This is a genomic window from Agrobacterium sp. CCNWLW155 (assembly GCF_036888815.1).
Lineage (GTDB): Bacteria > Pseudomonadota > Alphaproteobacteria > Rhizobiales > Rhizobiaceae > Agrobacterium > Agrobacterium radiobacter.
The window spans coordinates 1,584,512-1,601,524 of record NZ_JBAKFW010000001.1 but is presented as its reverse complement, the minus strand read 5'-3'; the positions used below and the strand labels follow the sequence as shown (position 1 = coordinate 1,601,524).

At 61.4% G+C, this 17,013-nt stretch carries 18 protein-coding genes; 11 read left to right on the top strand and 7 right to left on the bottom strand.

From position 1 onward, the window contains the following. Positions 1-7: 7 nt before the first annotated feature. The 4 genes from V6S97_RS08075 to V6S97_RS08060 form a co-directional block, all read right to left on the bottom strand. Positions 8-547, bottom strand: coding sequence for a DUF2975 domain-containing protein (locus V6S97_RS08075; RefSeq protein WP_060723673.1), 540 nt, complete (start codon positions 545-547; stop codon positions 8-10). Positions 548-699: 152 nt separating this feature from the next. Further along, positions 700-1,089, bottom strand: coding sequence for a hypothetical protein (locus V6S97_RS08070; protein ID WP_233282764.1), 390 nt, complete (start codon positions 1,087-1,089; stop codon positions 700-702). Positions 1,090-1,273: 184 nt separating this feature from the next. Next, on the bottom strand, positions 1,274-1,798 hold the full coding sequence (gene hutX / locus V6S97_RS08065) for a heme utilization cystosolic carrier protein HutX (RefSeq protein ID WP_020809370.1): 525 nt from the start codon (positions 1,796-1,798) through the stop codon (positions 1,274-1,276). A 9-nt stretch (positions 1,799-1,807) separates the two neighbouring features. After that, positions 1,808-2,155 carry an antibiotic biosynthesis monooxygenase family protein gene (locus tag V6S97_RS08060; protein WP_004429958.1) on the bottom strand — a complete coding sequence of 116 codons (348 nt, stop codon included), beginning with the start codon at positions 2,153-2,155 and terminating at the stop codon, positions 1,808-1,810. 186 nt (positions 2,156-2,341) lie between these two features. On the opposite strand from V6S97_RS08060, the gene V6S97_RS08055 reads away from it, so the two are divergent. The 3 genes from V6S97_RS08055 to V6S97_RS08045 are packed head-to-tail and all read left to right on the top strand — an operon-like array spanning position 2,342 to position 5,099. Further along, entirely contained in the window at positions 2,342-3,235 is an 894-nt protein-coding gene (locus tag V6S97_RS08055) for a heme/hemin ABC transporter substrate-binding protein (RefSeq protein WP_111834086.1), read from the top strand. Next, a complete protein-coding gene (locus tag V6S97_RS08050; protein WP_060723669.1) occupies positions 3,232-4,320 on the top strand; it encodes a FecCD family ABC transporter permease in 1,089 nt (362 codons plus the stop codon). Before V6S97_RS08055 ends, V6S97_RS08050 begins: the two co-directional genes overlap by 4 nt. Continuing rightward, complete coding sequence (locus V6S97_RS08045; protein WP_111782123.1) at positions 4,317-5,099, top strand: heme ABC transporter ATP-binding protein; 783 nt, start codon at positions 4,317-4,319, stop codon at positions 5,097-5,099. The genes V6S97_RS08050 and V6S97_RS08045 overlap by 4 nt, the downstream gene beginning before the upstream one ends. Before the next feature lie 8 nt (positions 5,100-5,107). On the opposite strand, the gene V6S97_RS08040 is transcribed toward V6S97_RS08045, so the two are convergent. Beyond that, the gene (locus tag V6S97_RS08040) at positions 5,108-5,464 is read right to left on the bottom strand and encodes a YbaN family protein (protein WP_020809365.1); all 357 of its coding nucleotides are present in this window, start codon (positions 5,462-5,464) and stop codon (positions 5,108-5,110) included. A gap of 252 nt (positions 5,465-5,716) precedes the next feature. On the opposite strand from V6S97_RS08040, the gene V6S97_RS08035 reads away from it, so the two are divergent. The 5 genes from V6S97_RS08035 (at position 5,717) to V6S97_RS08015 (ending at position 9,971) form a co-directional block, all read left to right on the top strand. Then, entirely contained in the window at positions 5,717-6,112 is a 396-nt protein-coding gene (locus tag V6S97_RS08035; RefSeq protein WP_334426489.1) for a VOC family protein, read from the top strand. 18 nt (positions 6,113-6,130) lie between these two features. Further along, positions 6,131-6,844 carry a uracil-DNA glycosylase gene (ung, locus tag V6S97_RS08030; protein WP_031233587.1) on the top strand — a complete coding sequence of 238 codons (714 nt, stop codon included), beginning with the start codon at positions 6,131-6,133 and terminating at the stop codon, positions 6,842-6,844. Between the two features lie 71 nt (positions 6,845-6,915). Then, positions 6,916-7,992, top strand: a complete 1,077-nt coding sequence (locus tag V6S97_RS08025) for a siderophore-interacting protein (RefSeq protein ID WP_334426488.1) — start codon at positions 6,916-6,918, stop codon at positions 7,990-7,992. A gap of 163 nt (positions 7,993-8,155) precedes the next feature. Continuing rightward, positions 8,156-9,100: a VOC family protein gene (locus V6S97_RS08020; protein ID WP_004429973.1), complete on the top strand. Its 945-nt coding sequence runs from the start codon at positions 8,156-8,158 to the stop codon at positions 9,098-9,100. Between the two features lie 256 nt (positions 9,101-9,356). Next, positions 9,357-9,971: an alpha/beta hydrolase gene (locus V6S97_RS08015; protein WP_004429975.1), complete on the top strand. Its 615-nt coding sequence runs from the start codon at positions 9,357-9,359 to the stop codon at positions 9,969-9,971. A gap of 169 nt (positions 9,972-10,140) precedes the next feature. Here V6S97_RS08015 and V6S97_RS08010 read toward each other — a convergent pair whose 3' ends face one another. Next, complete coding sequence (locus V6S97_RS08010) at positions 10,141-10,725, bottom strand: transglycosylase SLT domain-containing protein (RefSeq protein WP_004429977.1); 585 nt, start codon at positions 10,723-10,725, stop codon at positions 10,141-10,143. Positions 10,726-11,391: 666 nt separating this feature from the next. Between V6S97_RS08010 and V6S97_RS08005 the strand changes: the two genes are divergently transcribed. Next, positions 11,392-11,925 (top strand): transglutaminase-like cysteine peptidase, encoded by a 534-nt coding sequence (locus V6S97_RS08005; protein WP_060723664.1) that lies wholly within the window; start codon positions 11,392-11,394, stop codon positions 11,923-11,925. A 92-nt stretch (positions 11,926-12,017) separates the two neighbouring features. Here V6S97_RS08005 and V6S97_RS08000 read toward each other — a convergent pair whose 3' ends face one another. Then, complete coding sequence (locus V6S97_RS08000) at positions 12,018-12,905, bottom strand: DMT family transporter (RefSeq protein ID WP_161974134.1); 888 nt, start codon at positions 12,903-12,905, stop codon at positions 12,018-12,020. A 241-nt stretch (positions 12,906-13,146) separates the two neighbouring features. Here V6S97_RS08000 and V6S97_RS07995 point away from each other — a divergent pair, with 241 nt between their 5' ends. Together V6S97_RS07995 and V6S97_RS07990 are read left to right on the top strand one after the other, a co-directional pair. Next, positions 13,147-14,445: an adenylosuccinate synthase gene (locus V6S97_RS07995; RefSeq protein WP_004429984.1), complete on the top strand. Its 1,299-nt coding sequence runs from the start codon at positions 13,147-13,149 to the stop codon at positions 14,443-14,445. A gap of 70 nt (positions 14,446-14,515) precedes the next feature. Beyond that, the gene (locus V6S97_RS07990; protein ID WP_334426486.1) at positions 14,516-16,813 is read left to right on the top strand and encodes a hypothetical protein; all 2,298 of its coding nucleotides are present in this window, start codon (positions 14,516-14,518) and stop codon (positions 16,811-16,813) included. Positions 16,814-17,013: the final 200 nt, after the last annotated feature.

Below are 17,013 nucleotides of genomic sequence, written 5' to 3'. Positions count from 1 at the left end.
TCGTTTCCTAGATGAATTCGCGGTTTTCGTCGGCGATGCGCGTCGCTTCCCCCAGCACCCAGCCAACGACAATCATCAACCCGCCGGCAAAGCCCACAAGCATCTGCGTGCTCTCAAAAGAAAAGGAGATGCTCGGAACGGGATTGCCCACCGTCAGCAGAAAGGAAGCAGAGCCGGTCATGACGATCTGCGCCGGCAGCAATGCGGCAAGCGCGACACCGACCTGGATCAGCCTTTTGCCTGACGTCTGCGTAAAGACCTCGCCCCTTTCGAAAAGCCGGAAAAGAAGGACGGCAAACCAGAGCCCGCTAAGCACGGCCAGAAGCGGCAGAAGCCCGACGACAAAACCGGTGACACGCACGGTGTCGGTGAGCAGGTAAGGTGTGGCAGGCGGCAGGATCTGCCCTTCAATCACCGTCCGCAGGGTTTCCGTATCGGCCCATATGGCGACATAAGCGGCGATGAGGGTGCCTGCAAAAACGAAGGAAAGCCATATCAGGATACGGCTGACACGGGCGATGCGGCGGCTGATGGATGGGTCTGTCATCAGGTGATCCGGTGGTTTTTTGTCCTTTAATTCCAGTAAGACGATAAATTTATAACGTCAATCGAGACCGCAGGCCATCTTGCTGGGCTGATGATGCCGCTCATGCCTGCCGGCGGGCGCGCTTTGCATCCCACCGGCACACGAAAAAGGGGTCAGGGGGCTTCCATGTCGATATTGGCGATCTGGCCGCGCGTGTTGAGAATGAGCGACCAGCGCATCTGGCCCTTTTCGAAGGTGACCTTGAATCTGTGAAGATCACCCGCCTCGGTCGCCTGTCTTCCGAGATATTGCATGGCCGTCACCTTGCCACGGCGTCTGATTTCATCCGAAACCGCGCCCGCATTGGCCCGGACATCGGCGACGATGTCATCTTCGAAGCGCGAGAGGTTGAGGTTGCCGCTGCGTGCTTCCTCGAGAACGGTTCTGAGTGTGCGTTCCGCGGAGGCCGGGTCCTGACCGCCCGCTGCCTGCGCGGGGAGTGAGACAAGGCAGGCCTGCAGCACCACGCTCACCACGGCGGCGGTGAATAATTTCTTCATCATCGAGATTCCTTTTTCAAATGACGGCTGGATCGGCCGACGGCGGCCAATCTCAATCAGGAACATCGATTTTTCAACATTTTTTATTGTAAAACGATAATTATTTATTTTGAGGCAGTGTCCTTCCGTCGGTGGATAATCGATCTCGGAAGAGGCTGCCACTTTGCCGTGGCAGCCCTGCGCCTGCTCAGCCGCGGAAACCGTTCCGCAGCGCTTCGAACTTCGCGAGTTGCCCGGCCAGCAGTTCCTTGTTCTCGTCGCGGCGGACGAAAATCTTGAACATGGCGCCGCCGGCGGCGTTCATGAACCAGACGGAACAGGAGCGACGACCGTGGAAGCCGCGATCGACGAAGGTGATGCCGGCGCAATTGTCCTTCTTGATGTGACCACCGATGGGGCTGTCGCCGTGGATGTTGAACCAGCCATGGCTTTCGCTGCCTTCCGGCAGGTGGCCGGGCACTTCCAGCACGATGTCGCCGGTCTGCACGATCATCAGGACTTCGCCCCATCCGCGCATCTCGTTCCAGATGGCGTCGAACTGGTCGGCGGCAGCGGAAACGGCCGCACCCTCAGGCAGAATCGCCAGAATTTCGGCAGGCGTCACTTCGGCCTTGGCGGCAATGGCCTCCACGATGCCATCGGGCTTTTCGGCAAGGGCTGATGCGGCGCGGGCCTGCCTGTCGTCATCGGTCTTCTGGGCTGCAATGCTCATCGGACGGCCTCAGGCGGCAATCGAACGGCGCTCGCCATTCTTGTCTTCATGGATGATGACGTCGAAGCCTTCGAAATGCGGGCCGGAGAGATATTCCACCTTGCCGCGGTTTTCGCCGGCCTTGGCGTGGGCGGCGCGGAACTGTTCGGATTTCGTCCAGGCAAGGAAGTCATCCTTGGTGGCCCAGACGGTGTGCGAGGCATAAAGCGTATGGTCGTCCGCCTTCGGGCCTTTCAGCATGTGAAATTCGATATAGCCCGGCAGTTCGCTGAGGTGCGATTTGCGCTCGCGCCAGATGGATTCGAAGGTGTCTTCATAACCCGGCACGACACGAAAGCGGTTCATTGCGATAAACATGAAAGTCTCCCTTTAAGTTTCCTGTTTCAGTCAGGATATCCGGCCCGGATGGGGTTGGGAAGGGGTTCACGACAAAGCGAACAAATTTACTCCACTTATCGATTGCGCGGTGTATAAACATGTGTAAAGAACTCAAGATTAGTGGCGCGGGCAAACCGGCGCCGGGTCGTGTTTCAGGATAACGCCATGTTGAATTCCCGCCTTCGTTCCTTCGTTCTCGCCGCCCTCGTGCCCGCCGCAATCACCTTTGCCGCGCCGGCTGCCATGGCTTCGGACAAGGGTAATCCGGAGGCGAAACGCATCGTCGCAGTGGGCGGCACGGTGACGGAAATCCTTTATGCGCTGGGTGCAGGAGATCGTATCGTGGCGCGCGATAGCACCAGCAGCTATCCGGCCGATGCGCTCGCCAAGCCTGACATCGGTTACATGCGAGCGCTGTCGTCGGAAGGCATCCTGTCGCAGAAGCCGGATCTCATTCTTTCGGAAGACGGCTCCGGCCCGGCCGATGTCATCGCCATCCTGAAGGCAAGTGCCGTGCCTTTCGTCACCGTCGATACGCCGCCGAGCGGCGACGCCATTCCCAAGAAGATCGAGGATGTCGGCGCGGCCGTGGGTCTCTCGGACAAGGCGAAGGCGCTGGCTGCCGAGACCAGGGCTGGGCTCGATGCACTCGCCAAGGATGTCTCCGCCATCCCGGAAAAGGGCAGGAAGCGTGTTCTCTTCGTGCTCTCCACCGCCGGCGGCCGCATCATGGCGGCGGGCAAGGATACCGAAGCGGCGGCGATCATCGAAATGGCGGGCGGCATCAATGCGGCTCAGGAGATCACGGGTTACAAGCCGCTGACGGATGAGGCGGTCATTGCCGCAGCACCCGACGTGGTGCTGACCATGGCGCGCGGCGACCACGCCGCCAAGGCGGATGAGACTTTCGCGCTTCCCGCTTTCCAGTCCACGCCTGCTGCCGCAAGCAAGACGCTCATCAGCATGGATGGGCTTTATCTCATCGGTTTCGGCCCGCGCACGCCTGCCGCCGGTCGCGAGTTGGCAAACAAGCTCTACCCTGACGTGGTGAAGCCGTGAGCCTTGCGATCTTGAGTTCCACCGAGGGCGGCGTTGCCGGCGACAGATCCCGCCAGGGGGTTGTCGCCCTTGCCGTGCTCGTCGGCATCCTGCTGTTTGCCTGTGGCGTGTCGCTTGTCAGCGGACCCACGGGCGTCGGCATTTCAGAGCTCATTGCCTATCTTACCGGCGGCGCGGATCAGCTCGATGCGCGCGACAGGATCATTCTCGAGGCCGTGCGCCTGCCGCGCACCGCGCTCGGCATGTTGATCGGCGCCGGGCTTGCCGTTTCAGGGGCGATGATGCAGGGCCTGTTCCGCAATCCATTGGCCGATCCCGGCATTGTCGGCGTCACCTCGGGTGCGGCGCTGTTTGCGGTCGCGGCGATTTCCCTTGGGGAAGGCGCGCTTGCCACGGTGGCGGTGTTTTTCGGCCCGCATTTCCTGCCCATCATGGCATTCTTCGGCGGGCTGCTGAACACCTGGGTGCTTTACCTGATCGCCACCAAGGACGGCGCGACCTCCACCACCACGCTCATTCTGGCCGGCATTGCGGTGGCGGCAATCAGCGGCGCGCTGACCGGGCTGATGATTTTCGTGGCGGATGACCGGGCGCTGCGCGACATCACCTTCTGGTCGCTCGGTTCGCTCGGCGGTGCAACGCCCGCCAAGGTGCTCGCGACCCTGCCTTTCATCATCGTCGTTCTCGCCATCATTCCCTTCGTTGCCCGCGGGCTCGATGCGCTGATCCTCGGGGATGCGGCCGCCTTTCACATGGGCATTCCGGTGCAGCGGCTGAAGCGGATCGTCATTCTGGCCGTTGCCGCCGCCTGCGGGGCGAGCGTGGCGGCGGCCGGTTCCATCGGCTTCGTCGGCATCGTCGTGCCGCATCTGCTTCGCCTTGCCATTGGCCCGTCGCACCGCTTTTTGCTGCCGGCGTCGGCACTTGGCGGGGCGGCGCTTCTGCTGCTGGCCGACAGTTTCGCCCGCACGGTGGCCGCACCTGCGGAACTGCCGATCGGCGTCGTCACGGCGCTCATCGGCGCGCCGGTCTTCCTGTTCCTGCTCTTGGGACGCGGCGGCTTTTCCATGCGGAACATGTCATGATCCGGGCCGAAAACCTCACCCTCATCCGCTCCGGCCGCCGGCTGCTCGACACGGTCAGCGTCGATCTGAAGCCCGGCAAGGTCAATGTCATCATCGGCCCCAACGGTGCCGGCAAATCCACGCTGATGAAGGTTCTCTCGGGCGAGATGCGCGCCGAGAGCGGTTCGGTAACCTATAACGAGGTCGACCTGCCGGCCTTCACACCGGTCCAGCTTGCGCGTCTCAGGGCCGTGCTGCCGCAGAGCACCCAGCTTGCGTTTCCTTTCACGGCGCTCGAAATCGTGCGCATGGGGGCTGTCGCACAGGGGTCGCGCGCGCCGGAAGAGCAGGCCCGCCGGGCGCTTGCCAAGGCCGGGCTGCGCGGTTTCGAGCAGCGGTCCTACAACATGCTCTCAGGCGGCGAGCAGCAGCGGGTGCAGTTTGCCCGGGCGCTGGCGCAGGTGCCTTTTCCGGTGGAAAATGGTGAGGCGCGGGCGCTCTTCCTCGACGAGCCGACGGCCAGCCTCGATATCGGCCACCAGATCGCCGTGCTGGAAACGGCGCGCGACTTTGCAAGCGGCGGTGGGTTGGTGCTCGCCATCCTCCACGATCTCAATCTTGCGGCGGAATTTGCCGATCAACTTATCGTCATGCATGGCGGCCGGGTGACGGCGAGCGGTCCTTCGCTGGAAACGATCAGCGACGAGACGATCGCCAGGGTCTATGGCATTGGCGGCGTCGTCGGCCGGCTGCCGGCGCGGCATATTCCTTACGTGCTGCCGCAGTCGCGGCATCGTTAGGAGCGCTCTTAGCTTTCCGGGCGCGTGGCGATGAAGAGCGCAGAGCCCAGCATGACGGCGGCGACGATGGCTGCCCGTAGCGGCGGCGGCTCGCTCAGGAACCAGAAAGCGGCGTAGCTGACGGACATGGCCGAAAGCGCCGCGATCTTGGCGTTGCGGGCGATAGCGCCGCGTTCGCGCCATCGCTGCAGGGAAGGGCCGAATCTGGGGTGGGCCAGCAGCCACGCCTCGAGTTTTGGTGAAGAGCGCGAAAAACACCAGAGCGCCAGAAGCAGGAACGGCGTGGTGGGCAAAACGGGAAGAAACGCGCCGACAATGCCGGTCGCGACCATAAGCCAGCCAAGACAGAGGTATAAAAGGCGCATGCCTAGCCGGTATCATGAGTTCAGCACTCAGGATAGAGCGGCGGGGCCAAAACCATGCGGTCCCGTTGCCGCAGGTCGCAGCCGCACCTGAAAAATCGGGAGTTTTTGCCATCACATTTGCCGTGATCTGGCCGCTACGTCCTGTCGCAGAGCGCCTTTAGGGTTGAAAGCGCGACGCTCAGTCTTTATCCCCTTGGGCCGCGATGCCCGGAGCATAACCGGGCCGTCAACAGGAAGAAGAAGGAAAACACCATGGCCAAGCTGATCCACTCGATGGTCCGGGTGCTGGACGAAAAGCGTTCGGTGGAATTTTACAAACAGGCTTTCGGCCTTGAAATTGCGGAACGCGCCGAGTTCGAGAATTTCACGCTGATCTATCTCAGCAATGCCGAGGGCGATTTCGAGCTGGAACTGACCGTCAACCGTGGCCGCGAAGTGCCCTATGCGCTGGGCGACGGCTACGGCCACCTTGCCGTCAGCGTTGCCGATGTGGACGCCGAACACCAGCGCTTCACCGAGGTCGGCCTTTCTCCCGGCAAGATCATCGAGGCCGATTATAAGGGCCAGCCTTTCGCAAAATACTTTTTCATCTGCGATCCCGATGGTTACAAGATCGAAGTGCTGCAGCGCGGCAACCGGTTCAAATAAGCTCTGATGGAGGCAGGCATGGCAGAGGCAGGCGTCAAACTCGAAGACAGCTGGAAGCGCGTTCTCTCCGGCGAATTCGCGAGCCCCTACATGCTCAAGCTGAAAGAGTTCCTGCTTGCCGAAAAAACCGCCGGCAAGCGCATCTTCCCGAAGGGCGCGGAATATTTCCGCGCTCTCGATCTCACGCCTCTCGATGAGGTCAAGGTCGTCATTTTAGGCCAGGATCCCTATCACGGGCTTGGCCAGGCGCATGGGCTGTGCTTTTCCGTCCAGCCCGGCGTGCGCATTCCGCCTTCGCTCGTCAATATCTACAAGGAATTGCAGGCCGATCTCGGCATTCGCCCGGTGGGTCACGGCTTTCTGGAAAGCTGGGCGAAACAGGGCGTGCTTCTGCTCAACAGCGTGCTGACGGTGGAAGAGTCCCGCGCCGCCTCGCATCAGGGGCAGGGCTGGGAAAAATTCACCGACGCCGTCATCCGCGCTGTCAACGACGAATGCGACCATGTCGTCTTCCTGCTCTGGGGCTCCTATGCCCAGAAGAAGGCGGCCTTCGTGGACCAGCGCAAGCACCTCGTGCTGCGCTCGCCGCATCCGTCCCCGCTTTCGGCCCATAACGGCTTTTTCGGCAATGGCCATTTTTCCAAGGCAAACGCCTTTCTCGTCTCCCATGGCCGCCAGCCGATCGACTGGCAATTGCCTGAAACGGCGGGCAGTGACAAAAACCTTCTCTAGACACTCATAAAATGTCTTTACGCTTTGCGGTTGTCGGGATTAAAGATAACCGGACTACAAAGTGAAGGATTATGCCCGTGTCTCTCCTGTCTGCCGAAACCTCTGTCTCGCTGTCCGATCCGCTGTCGATCGTCGATGCTTTTGAGGATCATTTTTCCGAGCATATGGAGATGGAACGCGACGGTGCGACAGTGCGGTTCAAGACCGAATATGGCCATGGCAGCTTCAGCGCCGAAGGCGGCCATTTCGCTGCAAGGGTCAGCTGCATTTCCGAACATATATTGATGTCGGTAAAGGCCATGGTGGCCGAGCATATCGTCGAATTTTCCGGCGAGACGGGGCTGGATTTCCGCTGGAGCGGCCATGGCGCGCAACAGCGTGAACTGCCCAATCTTTTCGTCGGCAAGGTCGCCCGCGCCTATAATCTGACACCGCATATGCGCCGGCTGGTGGTATCGGTCGAAAGCGGCATCGAAAGGCTGCTGACCGGCGGCATGCATGTGCGCCTGCTTCTGGTGCCGGATCAGGCCCGCGCACCGGTCTGGCCTTATCTTGCGCCCACCGGGGCGATCGTCTGGCCGGCGGGCGATGATCTTCTCACACGGCGCGTCTACACCATCCGTTCCGGCGATATCGCGCGTGGTGAAGTCGATATCGACTTCGTCATGCATGAGGGCGACCACATGCCGGGCGCGACCTTCGGTGCGACGGCGAAGCCCGGCGATGTTCTCGGCATCATCGGCCCGAGCGGTGTTTGCCCGGAAGCCGAGCGTTATGTCTTCGCCGGTGACGAGACGGCGCTGCCGGTGATGCTGCGCATGGCGGCCGAAATGCCGGCCGGGAAAAAGCTCAGCGTCTATGCTGAAATCGATGACGAAGCCGAGCGGCAGGAGATCGTCTGCGCGGCAAATGTCGAGTGGACATGGCTTTATCGCCGCGGCAAACCCGCCGGCACCGCCGGCCTCATTGAAAAGGCGTTGCGCGACCATGCCTGGAGCGCGGATCATGAAGGCCTGCACCTCTTTGTCGCCTGCGAAAAATCCGAGGCGAGGGCGGCAAAATCCTTCCTCACCGACGAGATTTCTTTCCCGAAAGCGTCGCTGCGCGCCGTCGGCTACTGGGCCCTGGGCGTTGCCGACGATCATTGAACTGCCCCATCGGGCTCGTTGAACAGTCGGTTTTATCGTTCACCATTCGGGAACAATCCGTTCCCGTTGTCCACTCTATGCCTGAGAGCGCTGTTACCCCATCTTTACGCCATGAACAGGGCAGGCCCAACCATGAGGCTCGCCAGGCAAAAAGGGGTTTATCATGCTCAACCAGATCAAGGGCCTGCACCACGTCACGTCGATGGCGGCGAGCGCGCGCCAGAACAACAGTTTTTTCACCGATACGCTCGGCCTGCGCCGGGTGAAGAAGACGGTCAATTTCGACGCGCCTGACGTCTATCACCTGTATTATGGTGATGAAGTCGGCACGCCCGGCTCCGTCATGACCTATTTCCCGTTCCCGCATATCGCTCGTGGCCGTCCCGGCACCGGCGAAGTGGGCACGACGTTGTTTTCCGTTCCCGAGGGATCGCTCGGCTACTGGCAGGACCGTCTTTCCAAGGCCGGCGTGGATGGCCTGAAGGCCGATGAAGCCTTCGGCAACAAGCGCCTGCATTTTGCAGGGCCCGACGGAGACGGTTTTGCGCTGGTCGAGGTCAGGGACGACAATCGTGCGCAGTGGATCGGCAATGGCGTCGGCGCGGATCAGGCGATCCACGGCTTTCAGGGTGCCTCGTTGCGACTTCGCGATGAAGGTGCGACGGCCGAGCTCTTGAAATTCATGGGCTATCAGGAAGTGGATCGCCAGGACGGCGTTCTGCGCCTCGGTATGCCCGGCGGTAACGGTGCTGACTTTATCGACATCGAAACCATGCCGAATATCTCTGGCGCGCGGTTGGGTGCAGGGTCCGTGCACCACATCGCCTTTGCGGTCGAAAACCGCGAAAAGCAGCTGGAGGTGCGCAAAGCGCTGATGGATACCGGCTATCAGGTGACGCCTGTCATCGACCGCGATTATTTCTGGGCGATCTATTTCCGCACCCCGGGCGGCGTGCTGTTCGAGGTGGCCACCAACGAGCCCGGTTTCGACCGCGACGAGGACACCGCCCATCTCGGCGAGGCGCTGAAGCTGCCGACCCAGCATGCGCATCTGCGCTCCGTGCTGGAAGAGCATCTGGAGCCGCTGGGCGACGAGAAGGCGGTTTAACCGCTCGATAGCGTTTGGCAGGACATTGCCACGTATTTCTTCTCCCCGTTTGGGGAGAAGGTGGCCCGAAGGGTCGGATGAGGAGGCAACGTCAGCTATAGACCGCACCCTTGCCCCCTTCATCCCGCTGCCGCGACCTTCTCCCCGGCGGGGAGAAGAAACAAGCCGCATCCGTTTGCTCCATCTGATCGCTCCGCCTGGCCGAAGAGGCCGCGCGGAAGCCGTTGAATCTCCTCCTTTCAGAAAGGATTCTCCCATGACCAAGGACAGCTATTTCCACAAATCCCGCGCCGGCGTTGCGGGTGCTCCGCTTTTCGTCTTGCTGCACGGCACCGGCGGTGATGAAAACCAGTTCTTCGATTTCGGCTCGCGTCTGTTGCCTGAGGCCACCATTCTCTCGCCGGTCGGCGATGTTTCCGAACACGGCGCGGCGCGGTTTTTCCGGCGTACGGGCGAGGGCGTCTACGACATGGCCGACCTTCAGCGCGCAACCGAAAAGCTCGCCGATTTCGTCAAGGCGAACCGGGAGCATTATCAGGCCGGTCCGGTCATCGGCCTCGGTTTTTCCAATGGCGCGAATATTCTTGCTAATGTGCTGATCGAACAGCCCGAGCTTTTCGACGCTGCGGTGCTGATGCATCCGCTCATCCCGTTCGAGCCGAAGATCTCCCCCGCCAAAGCCACGCGCCGGGTGCTGATCACGGCCGGTGAACGCGATCCGATTTGCCCGGTGCCGCTGACGAAGGCGCTGGAACAGAGCCTCAAGGCGCAGGGCGGCACGGTGGAAACCGTGTGGCACCCGGGCGGGCATGAAATCCGCTCCGGCGAGATCGATGCGGTCAGGGGTTTTCTGGCGGTTTACGGGGCGTAAAGTGCGCCGCTACTATCGGCTTTCCCCCTCAGGTGGGGAACTCAGGCGCATGTCAGTTTCCTGACAAAGTGTCGCATAAACTCGACGTCATCCTCGGGCTTGATCCGAGGATGACGGAGGAGAGGTTTGGGCACTAGCAACCGCAGGCTGGGCTATTCCCGCCCCAGCCTCAGCGATATCCACATTGCTGCAGCTGCGCCTCGTAACGCATCGCCATGTTGGCGGAGCGGCGGGCGGCCTTCTGGACCGCGGAATTGTTGCGCCAGCTGCCCTTCGCATAACCGCCATGGCCGGAATAATAAGCGAGGTAGAGATTGTAGGGGTCGTTCAGCGAAATGCCGTTTTCGCGACGGCTCTTGGCGTGATACCAGCCGACGAAGTGGATGGCGTCGGTGAAATCGGTGCGGCTTGCCGACCAGCGGCCTGTTTCACGCTGGTAAACACTCCATGTGCCATCAAGCGCCTGCGCGTAACCATAGGCCGTAGACTGGCGTTTCCACGGAATAAAACCGAGAAGCTTGGTGCGGGGCGGCCGCGCATAGGGGCGGAAGGCGGATTCGGTGTAGATCGTCGCCATCATGACAGGCACGGGCACGCCGAACTCCCGCTCGGCCGCTTTCGCGTCGCGCCGCCAATTGTTGAAGATGCCGTTCCGCTGCTCGAAAATCGCACAGGCATTGGTCACCTGCGACGGTGCGGTGGCGCAGCCGGCGAGAACGAGCATCAGGAAAACAACGGCAGATACGCCACGCATAACGGAACCCTTTCGTTCCGCTATTCTTAAATTGCTAACCATTAACGTCGGGTTTTAAGACAAGGTTAATTCAAATGCCGCCGATCAAGGGCCTGTTAACCCGCTGAAAATTCCTGTGTCCGGGATGGGGCGAAACCGCCCCCCGAGCGCCTTTTTCAAGATGCGTTTATCCCCGCGCATCCCCGGTCCCGCCGGCCCGGCTATACTCGGCCCATCCCGGTTATCAGGCGTGCGCGCGGCGCAGGATGGGCGGGGCAGGCGGCCGAAACCGGGGAGTTTCCCGATGTCACGGTTGAGGCGGCCGGCATATGCCCATCCTCCAAACAGGAACCGGTTTGGTGGGCGGGTCATATGTTTGAAGCCGGGGCCGCATCGTCTGCAAAACCCTGCACTACCCTTTGATACCCCCCGCAGCGATGCGGCCCCTTTATCGCTTCCCGACGTTGCCCCGGAATTCGCGGCGACGATACCGGCGCATATTCGAAAAAAAGCGTTCTCTGTACAAAAATGAAAACCGATAAAATTGTAGCAATCGGCTTAAAGCGGCTGAAAACAGTCGTGTGCCATTGTGGGATCACAGACGGGGAGCGGCCTTTGAAAGAGACGCTTCCCCGAAACAGAAATCGAGACCGGCACAAGCCGGCGGATCGCAAAACGGGGTATGAAATGCTGAAGAAGATTATTGCTGCCGCCATCTGCGGAATTGCCGTTGCTTCCATGTCCACCCATGCCGATGCGGCCGGTGCTGCCGGTTTTGCCCGTGGTTTTGCCGCTGTCGAGAAGTCCGCCGTGACACAGATCGGCATTTCCGCGCCGGGCGGTTTTGATGGCTGCGTTCTTTCCGCCGGCCAATGCGTTTCCACCATCGCCGCGCCGCTGACGGGCGAGCGTCGCGAGGAACTGCTGCGCGTCAACCGCGATGTGAACGCCACAATGGGTGCGCTCGATGATTATTTTTCCGGTTTTGCAGCCGATGTTCCGGCAACGCCGTCGTTAAGCCTTGGCGATTGCGGTGATTGCGCCGCGATCAAGCGTGCTGCGCTCGCCGGCGCCGGCTGGTCTTCGAGCGCCCTGCGCCTTGCCTTTTCGCTGAACAATGACGGATCGCTCGAAAAAGTGCTGATCGTTACCACCGACAAGGGCGATATCGTCCTCGGCAACGCCGTCCTTTCTCCGGCTGAGCGCGAAACCGCGCTCTGACCTTTGGTTTGAGCATCGGAAACAGTTTTCGATCCGATGCTCCATTCTTTCATGCCTGCCAGACTACGCCGGTTTTCCTGACCCTTATGGGTTCAGGAAGCCGGCGATTTTTTTCGTTCCGCCACGGCAATGCCTGCCAGTGCCATCACGAGCGCCGCGATTTGATAGGTGTGCAGGGTTTCGCTGAGCACGAAGACGGACAGCAACGTGCCGAAGACGGGCACGAGGTTGATGAAGAGGCCGGCGCGGTTGGCGCCGATCTGTTCCACACCCTTGATGTAGAGGATCTGCGCGATGAGCGACGCAAAAATGGCGGCATAGACCACCAGCACCCATCCCTTTTGATCCGGCCAGACGACGCTGTCGCGCGACATTTCCCAGAAAACCAGCGGGACGGAGGTGAGGAGGGCAAAAAAGGCGGGGATGGCCATCAGCGTGCGCCAGTCGACCGCCGGTTTCCAGCGCAGGATGACGGTGTAGATGGCATAGACCAGAACCGCGAGCAGCATGACGGCGTCGCCGACATTCATTTCCAGCTGCAGCAGCGAGACCGGATCGCCATGCGACGCGAGCAGCGCCACGCCTGAAATGGTGAGGCAGAAACCGGCGATCTGGCCGAACAGCACGCGGGTGCGGAACAGGATGAAGTTCAGCACGAAGATAACCATGGGAATGCCGGCCTGGATGACGGCGGCATTGATGGCCGAGGTGTGCTGCAGGGCCGTGTAGAGAAACACGTTGAAGGCTGTGTAACCGACGCTGCCGAGCACGAGGAAATAGGGCAGGCGCTTTTTCACCACCGGCCAGTCCTTGATGAGCTGCGGCACGGAAATGGCGAAGATGATGGCGACGGCAAAGACCCAGCGCAGGAAGGTGAAGGCCATGGGGCTGATGTGGCCGACGGCGAGCTTGCCGGCAACGGTGTTGCCGCCCCAGCAGAGCGTGGCGATGATGAGGGCGATATAGGCTTTGGAGGGCACGCTGATGTTTCGCTTCTTCACGGGGCGGGAAAACGGCTAAGGGGTGAATGGCGGTCTTGCGCCCGCGCTTGGCCCCCACGGGGCGAGATAATGCGGGAAATCCGCGCCTTGTCACGGAAAAAGCAAAATTCTCCATAAGAAACAGGGTCGCTTTCCGTAAAACAACACAGTATACATTCGCGGGTTTGGGTTTCCCATCGGGTTATCGGGCGCGCAAGCGCCATGAGCAGGAAAGCAAGAAATGACGAATGTTGTGGTGGTCGGCTCGCAATGGGGCGACGAAGGCAAAGGCAAGATTGTCGACTGGCTGTCCGAGCGGGCAGATGTCGTCGTGCGGTATCAGGGCGGCCATAATGCCGGCCATACACTTGTCATCGACGGTGTCAGCTACAAGCTTTCGCTTCTGCCGTCCGGCGTCGTGCGTCCCGGCAAGCTTGCCGTCATCGGCAATGGCGTCGTCGTTGATCCGCATGCGCTGATCGCTGAAATCGGCCGTCTGGAAGCGCAGGGCGTCAAGGTGACACCGGAAAACCTGCGTATCGCCGACAATGCCACCCTCATTCTTTCGCTGCACCGCGAGCTGGACGGTATGCGCGAAGACGCCGCCTCCAACAGCGGCACCAAGATCGGCACCACCCGCCGCGGCATCGGCCCGGCCTATGAAGACAAGGTTGGCCGTCGCGCCATCCGCGTCATGGATCTCGCCGACATGGAGGCGCTTTCCGCCAAGGTCGATCGTATCCTGACGCATCACAATGCGCTTCGTCGTGGTTTCGGCGCGGCCGAAGTCTCGCATGAGACGATTATGGAAGAGCTGGGCTCTATCGCCGAGCGCATCCTGCCGTTCAGCGAAACCGTGTGGCTGCTGCTCGACAAGAAGCGCCGCGCCGGTGCGCGCATCCTGTTTGAAGGTGCGCAGGGCTCGCTGCTCGATATCGACCATGGCACATACCCTTATGTGACCTCTTCCAACACGGTTGCCGGCCAGGCCGCTGCCGGTTCGGGCATGGGGCCGGGTTCGCTGGGTTACATTCTCGGCATCACCAAGGCTTACACCACCCGTGTTGGCGAAGGCCCGTTCCCGACCGAACTGAATGACGAGATCGGCCAGTTCCTGGGCGAAAAGGGTCATGAATTCGGCACCGTCACCGGCCGCAAGCGCCGCTGCGGCTGGTTCGACGCCGCACTGGTGCGCCAGTCGGTCGCCACCAATGGTATTACCGGCATCGCACTCACCAAGCTTGACGTTCTCGACGGTCTCGACGAGCTGAAAATCTGCGTCGGCTACAAGCTCGACGGCCAGGAAATCGATCATCTTCCGGCAAGCCAGGGCGCGCAGGCGCGCGTCGAGCCGATCTACGTCACGCTGGAAGGCTGGAAAGAATCTACCGTCGGTGCCCGAAAATGGGCGGATTTGCCTGCTCAGGCAATCAAATATGTCCGTCAGGTCGAGGAATTGATCGGGGCGCCTGTCGCGCTTCTGTCGACAAGTCCGGAGCGTGACGACACCATACTTGTGACTGATCCGTTTGAGGATTAATGTCCTCGGCGATCTAGATTCATAAACCATATCGGGCCGGTACGTCGCCGGTCACGACGAGAAAGTGCTTATGGCGGATTTTGTAGCAGTCATTCGCAAGGCCGTGGATGGCTTGGCGAACAATACTCCCGAAAACCGGGCGAAGGTTTACGACAAGGCGCGCAGTGCGGTTGTGCGCCAACTCGAGAATATGAAGCCACGTCCGCCGGAAGAATTGTTGCGCCGGCAGATCGCCAAGCTGGACGCCGCCATTGCCGAGGTCGACAGCGAATATGCCGAGGCGCTTCCCGCGCTTGAGGATGATGACGCTATCTCCCCGGCAGCCGAAGAGACGGCGGCATCCTACTACCAGCAGGATGCTGCCGACGCAGACGAGGCCCGCGCCGCCGAACCTGTGGAACAGGCTGAGCAGGAAGAGGAACGGCACGAGCCGGTCTATGAAGAGCCCGCACCCGCCGAGCCTGCACAGCCGGAGCCGGTTTACGAAGAACCGGCCGAAGAGGAAGAGCCCCGGCACGTCGAAGCCGTTGCCGATGAGGCGCAGCGCCACGACGAACACGAGCCGGAAGAGCTTTATGATGCGCCGGAAACGGTTCATGCCGCTCCGGCCCCGGCACACGTTTCCGACGAGGCCGTTGGCACCTATTTCACGCGGGCGGATGAAGAGCCGGCTCAACAGCCGGAGCCTGAAACGGCGCCCGGCCCCGCCGATGATTCCGTTCCTTCCCATTGGGCACAGCCGGTGGATGAGGATGACTGGCGCAAGCTCGATGAAGCGCGGGATGACGATCTGCGTCCGGCCGCCGAGGAATATGAAGAGGTTCGCAACGAGACCGACGAACGTCCGCTCGTTGCCGGTTACGCTGCGCAGCATTACCAGGAACCGGAAGTAAGCTTCGAGCCGGCCCCTTACGAAGACGATGAGCGTCGCGAGGCGGACGACCATTTGGGCCCTGCCGCCGTGGAGCACGCGCCCGCCTTTGGTGGTCGGCACGATTTTGACGAACATCGCCAGACGGAAGAGCAGGCTCCGAAAAAGACAGCCGTGGTCGAGGATTTCTCGTCTTACTTCCAGGATGCGGATATTGCCATTCCCGCCAAGGACGCGCCGGCGCTGCCGCGCGCGGATAACGATCCCTTCGGTGATCAGGCCGCGGCAAAGGACAATAAGGAACGCACACCCTGGGACGATCTGGACGAGCTGATCGGTTATGACGGCGCGTCGCCGTCCACCCGTCAGGCTTCGGACGAAACGAATGGCGTGGGCGCTGCCGCCGCGACGCCCGCCTATATGGTCAAGAAGAAGCCGCGCCGCAACTATGCGTCGCTGGTGCTTGCCCTTGTCGGCGTGGCGCTGCTTGCCGGCGGCGGTTATGCCGTGTGGATGAACCGCGATGCGCTGAACGATATGGTCGGCGGGCTGGTCAGTTCCGCACAGAACGGCGGCAACACCCAGACCTCTTCGAACGGCACGGGCGAGGCGCAGACGCCGACACCGCCGGCGACCCAGCAGCCGCCCGCCACCGGGCAGCAGCCGACAACCCCGACCAACCATCAGACCCCGACCCATGGCGATGACGGCTCCGTCACCGGCACCAAGTTTACCCAGCGGCTTCTGGCCGATGGCACCGAGCGTGACGAGGGACCTGCCGCCGGTGCGAACGGCCAGCCGGTGACGGCCGAAGGCCAATCGGTCTATGAGCAGAATGTCGCGCCGCCGCCCGCGGGCGAGGCTCCGGCCAATAATGCCGGTGCGCCCGCCGGAACCCCGGCTGGCACGCCGCCGGCACAGCAGCCTGCCGCTGCCGCCACCGGTGACCGCATGTTCCTTTATGAGGAAGTGCTGGGCCAGACGGTTCCGACCGCCATTCAGGGCAGCGTTTCCTGGTCGCTGCAGCAGGAAAGTGACGGCGAAGGCAAACCTTCGCCCACCGTGCAGGGCCAGATCACGGTTCCCGGCCGTGGCCTCAGCGCGCTCATCACCTTCAAGCGCAATACCGATCCGTCGCTGCCGGCGAGCCATCTGATCGAGATCGTCTTCTCGGTTTCGCCCGGCTTCGAAGGTGGCGCCATCGACAGTGTCCAGCGCATTGCGATGAAGAGCACCGAGCAGGATCGCGGCAACGCGCTGATCGCGGTTCCGGCCAAGATCACCGACGATTTCCACATGATCGCGCTCAACGACTTCCCGGATGCGATGAAGACCAATCTGGAGCTTCTGAAGAGCCGCAACTGGATCGATATTCCGGTGTCGTATCGCAATGGCCGGCGTGCGCTGCTGACCCTGCAAAAGGGCAATGACGGCATCGCCGCCTTCGACAAGGCGCTCAGCGAATGGGCGGCGGCAGCGCCGGCGACCGGACAGTGATGGTTTAAGGGCGGCCCAGGCCGCCCTTAACATTTCAACATATCCAAGCACTGGCTTATTGCCCGGCGAGATTCCCTCTTCCGTCATACCGGCCTTGAGCCGGTATCCAGCCAGCCCTAGCCCTTGGGCTGAAAGGACTCTTCTCGCCGCGCAGACGCGCGTCGCTTGGATTCCGGCTCTTAAGGCTGGAATGACGGTCG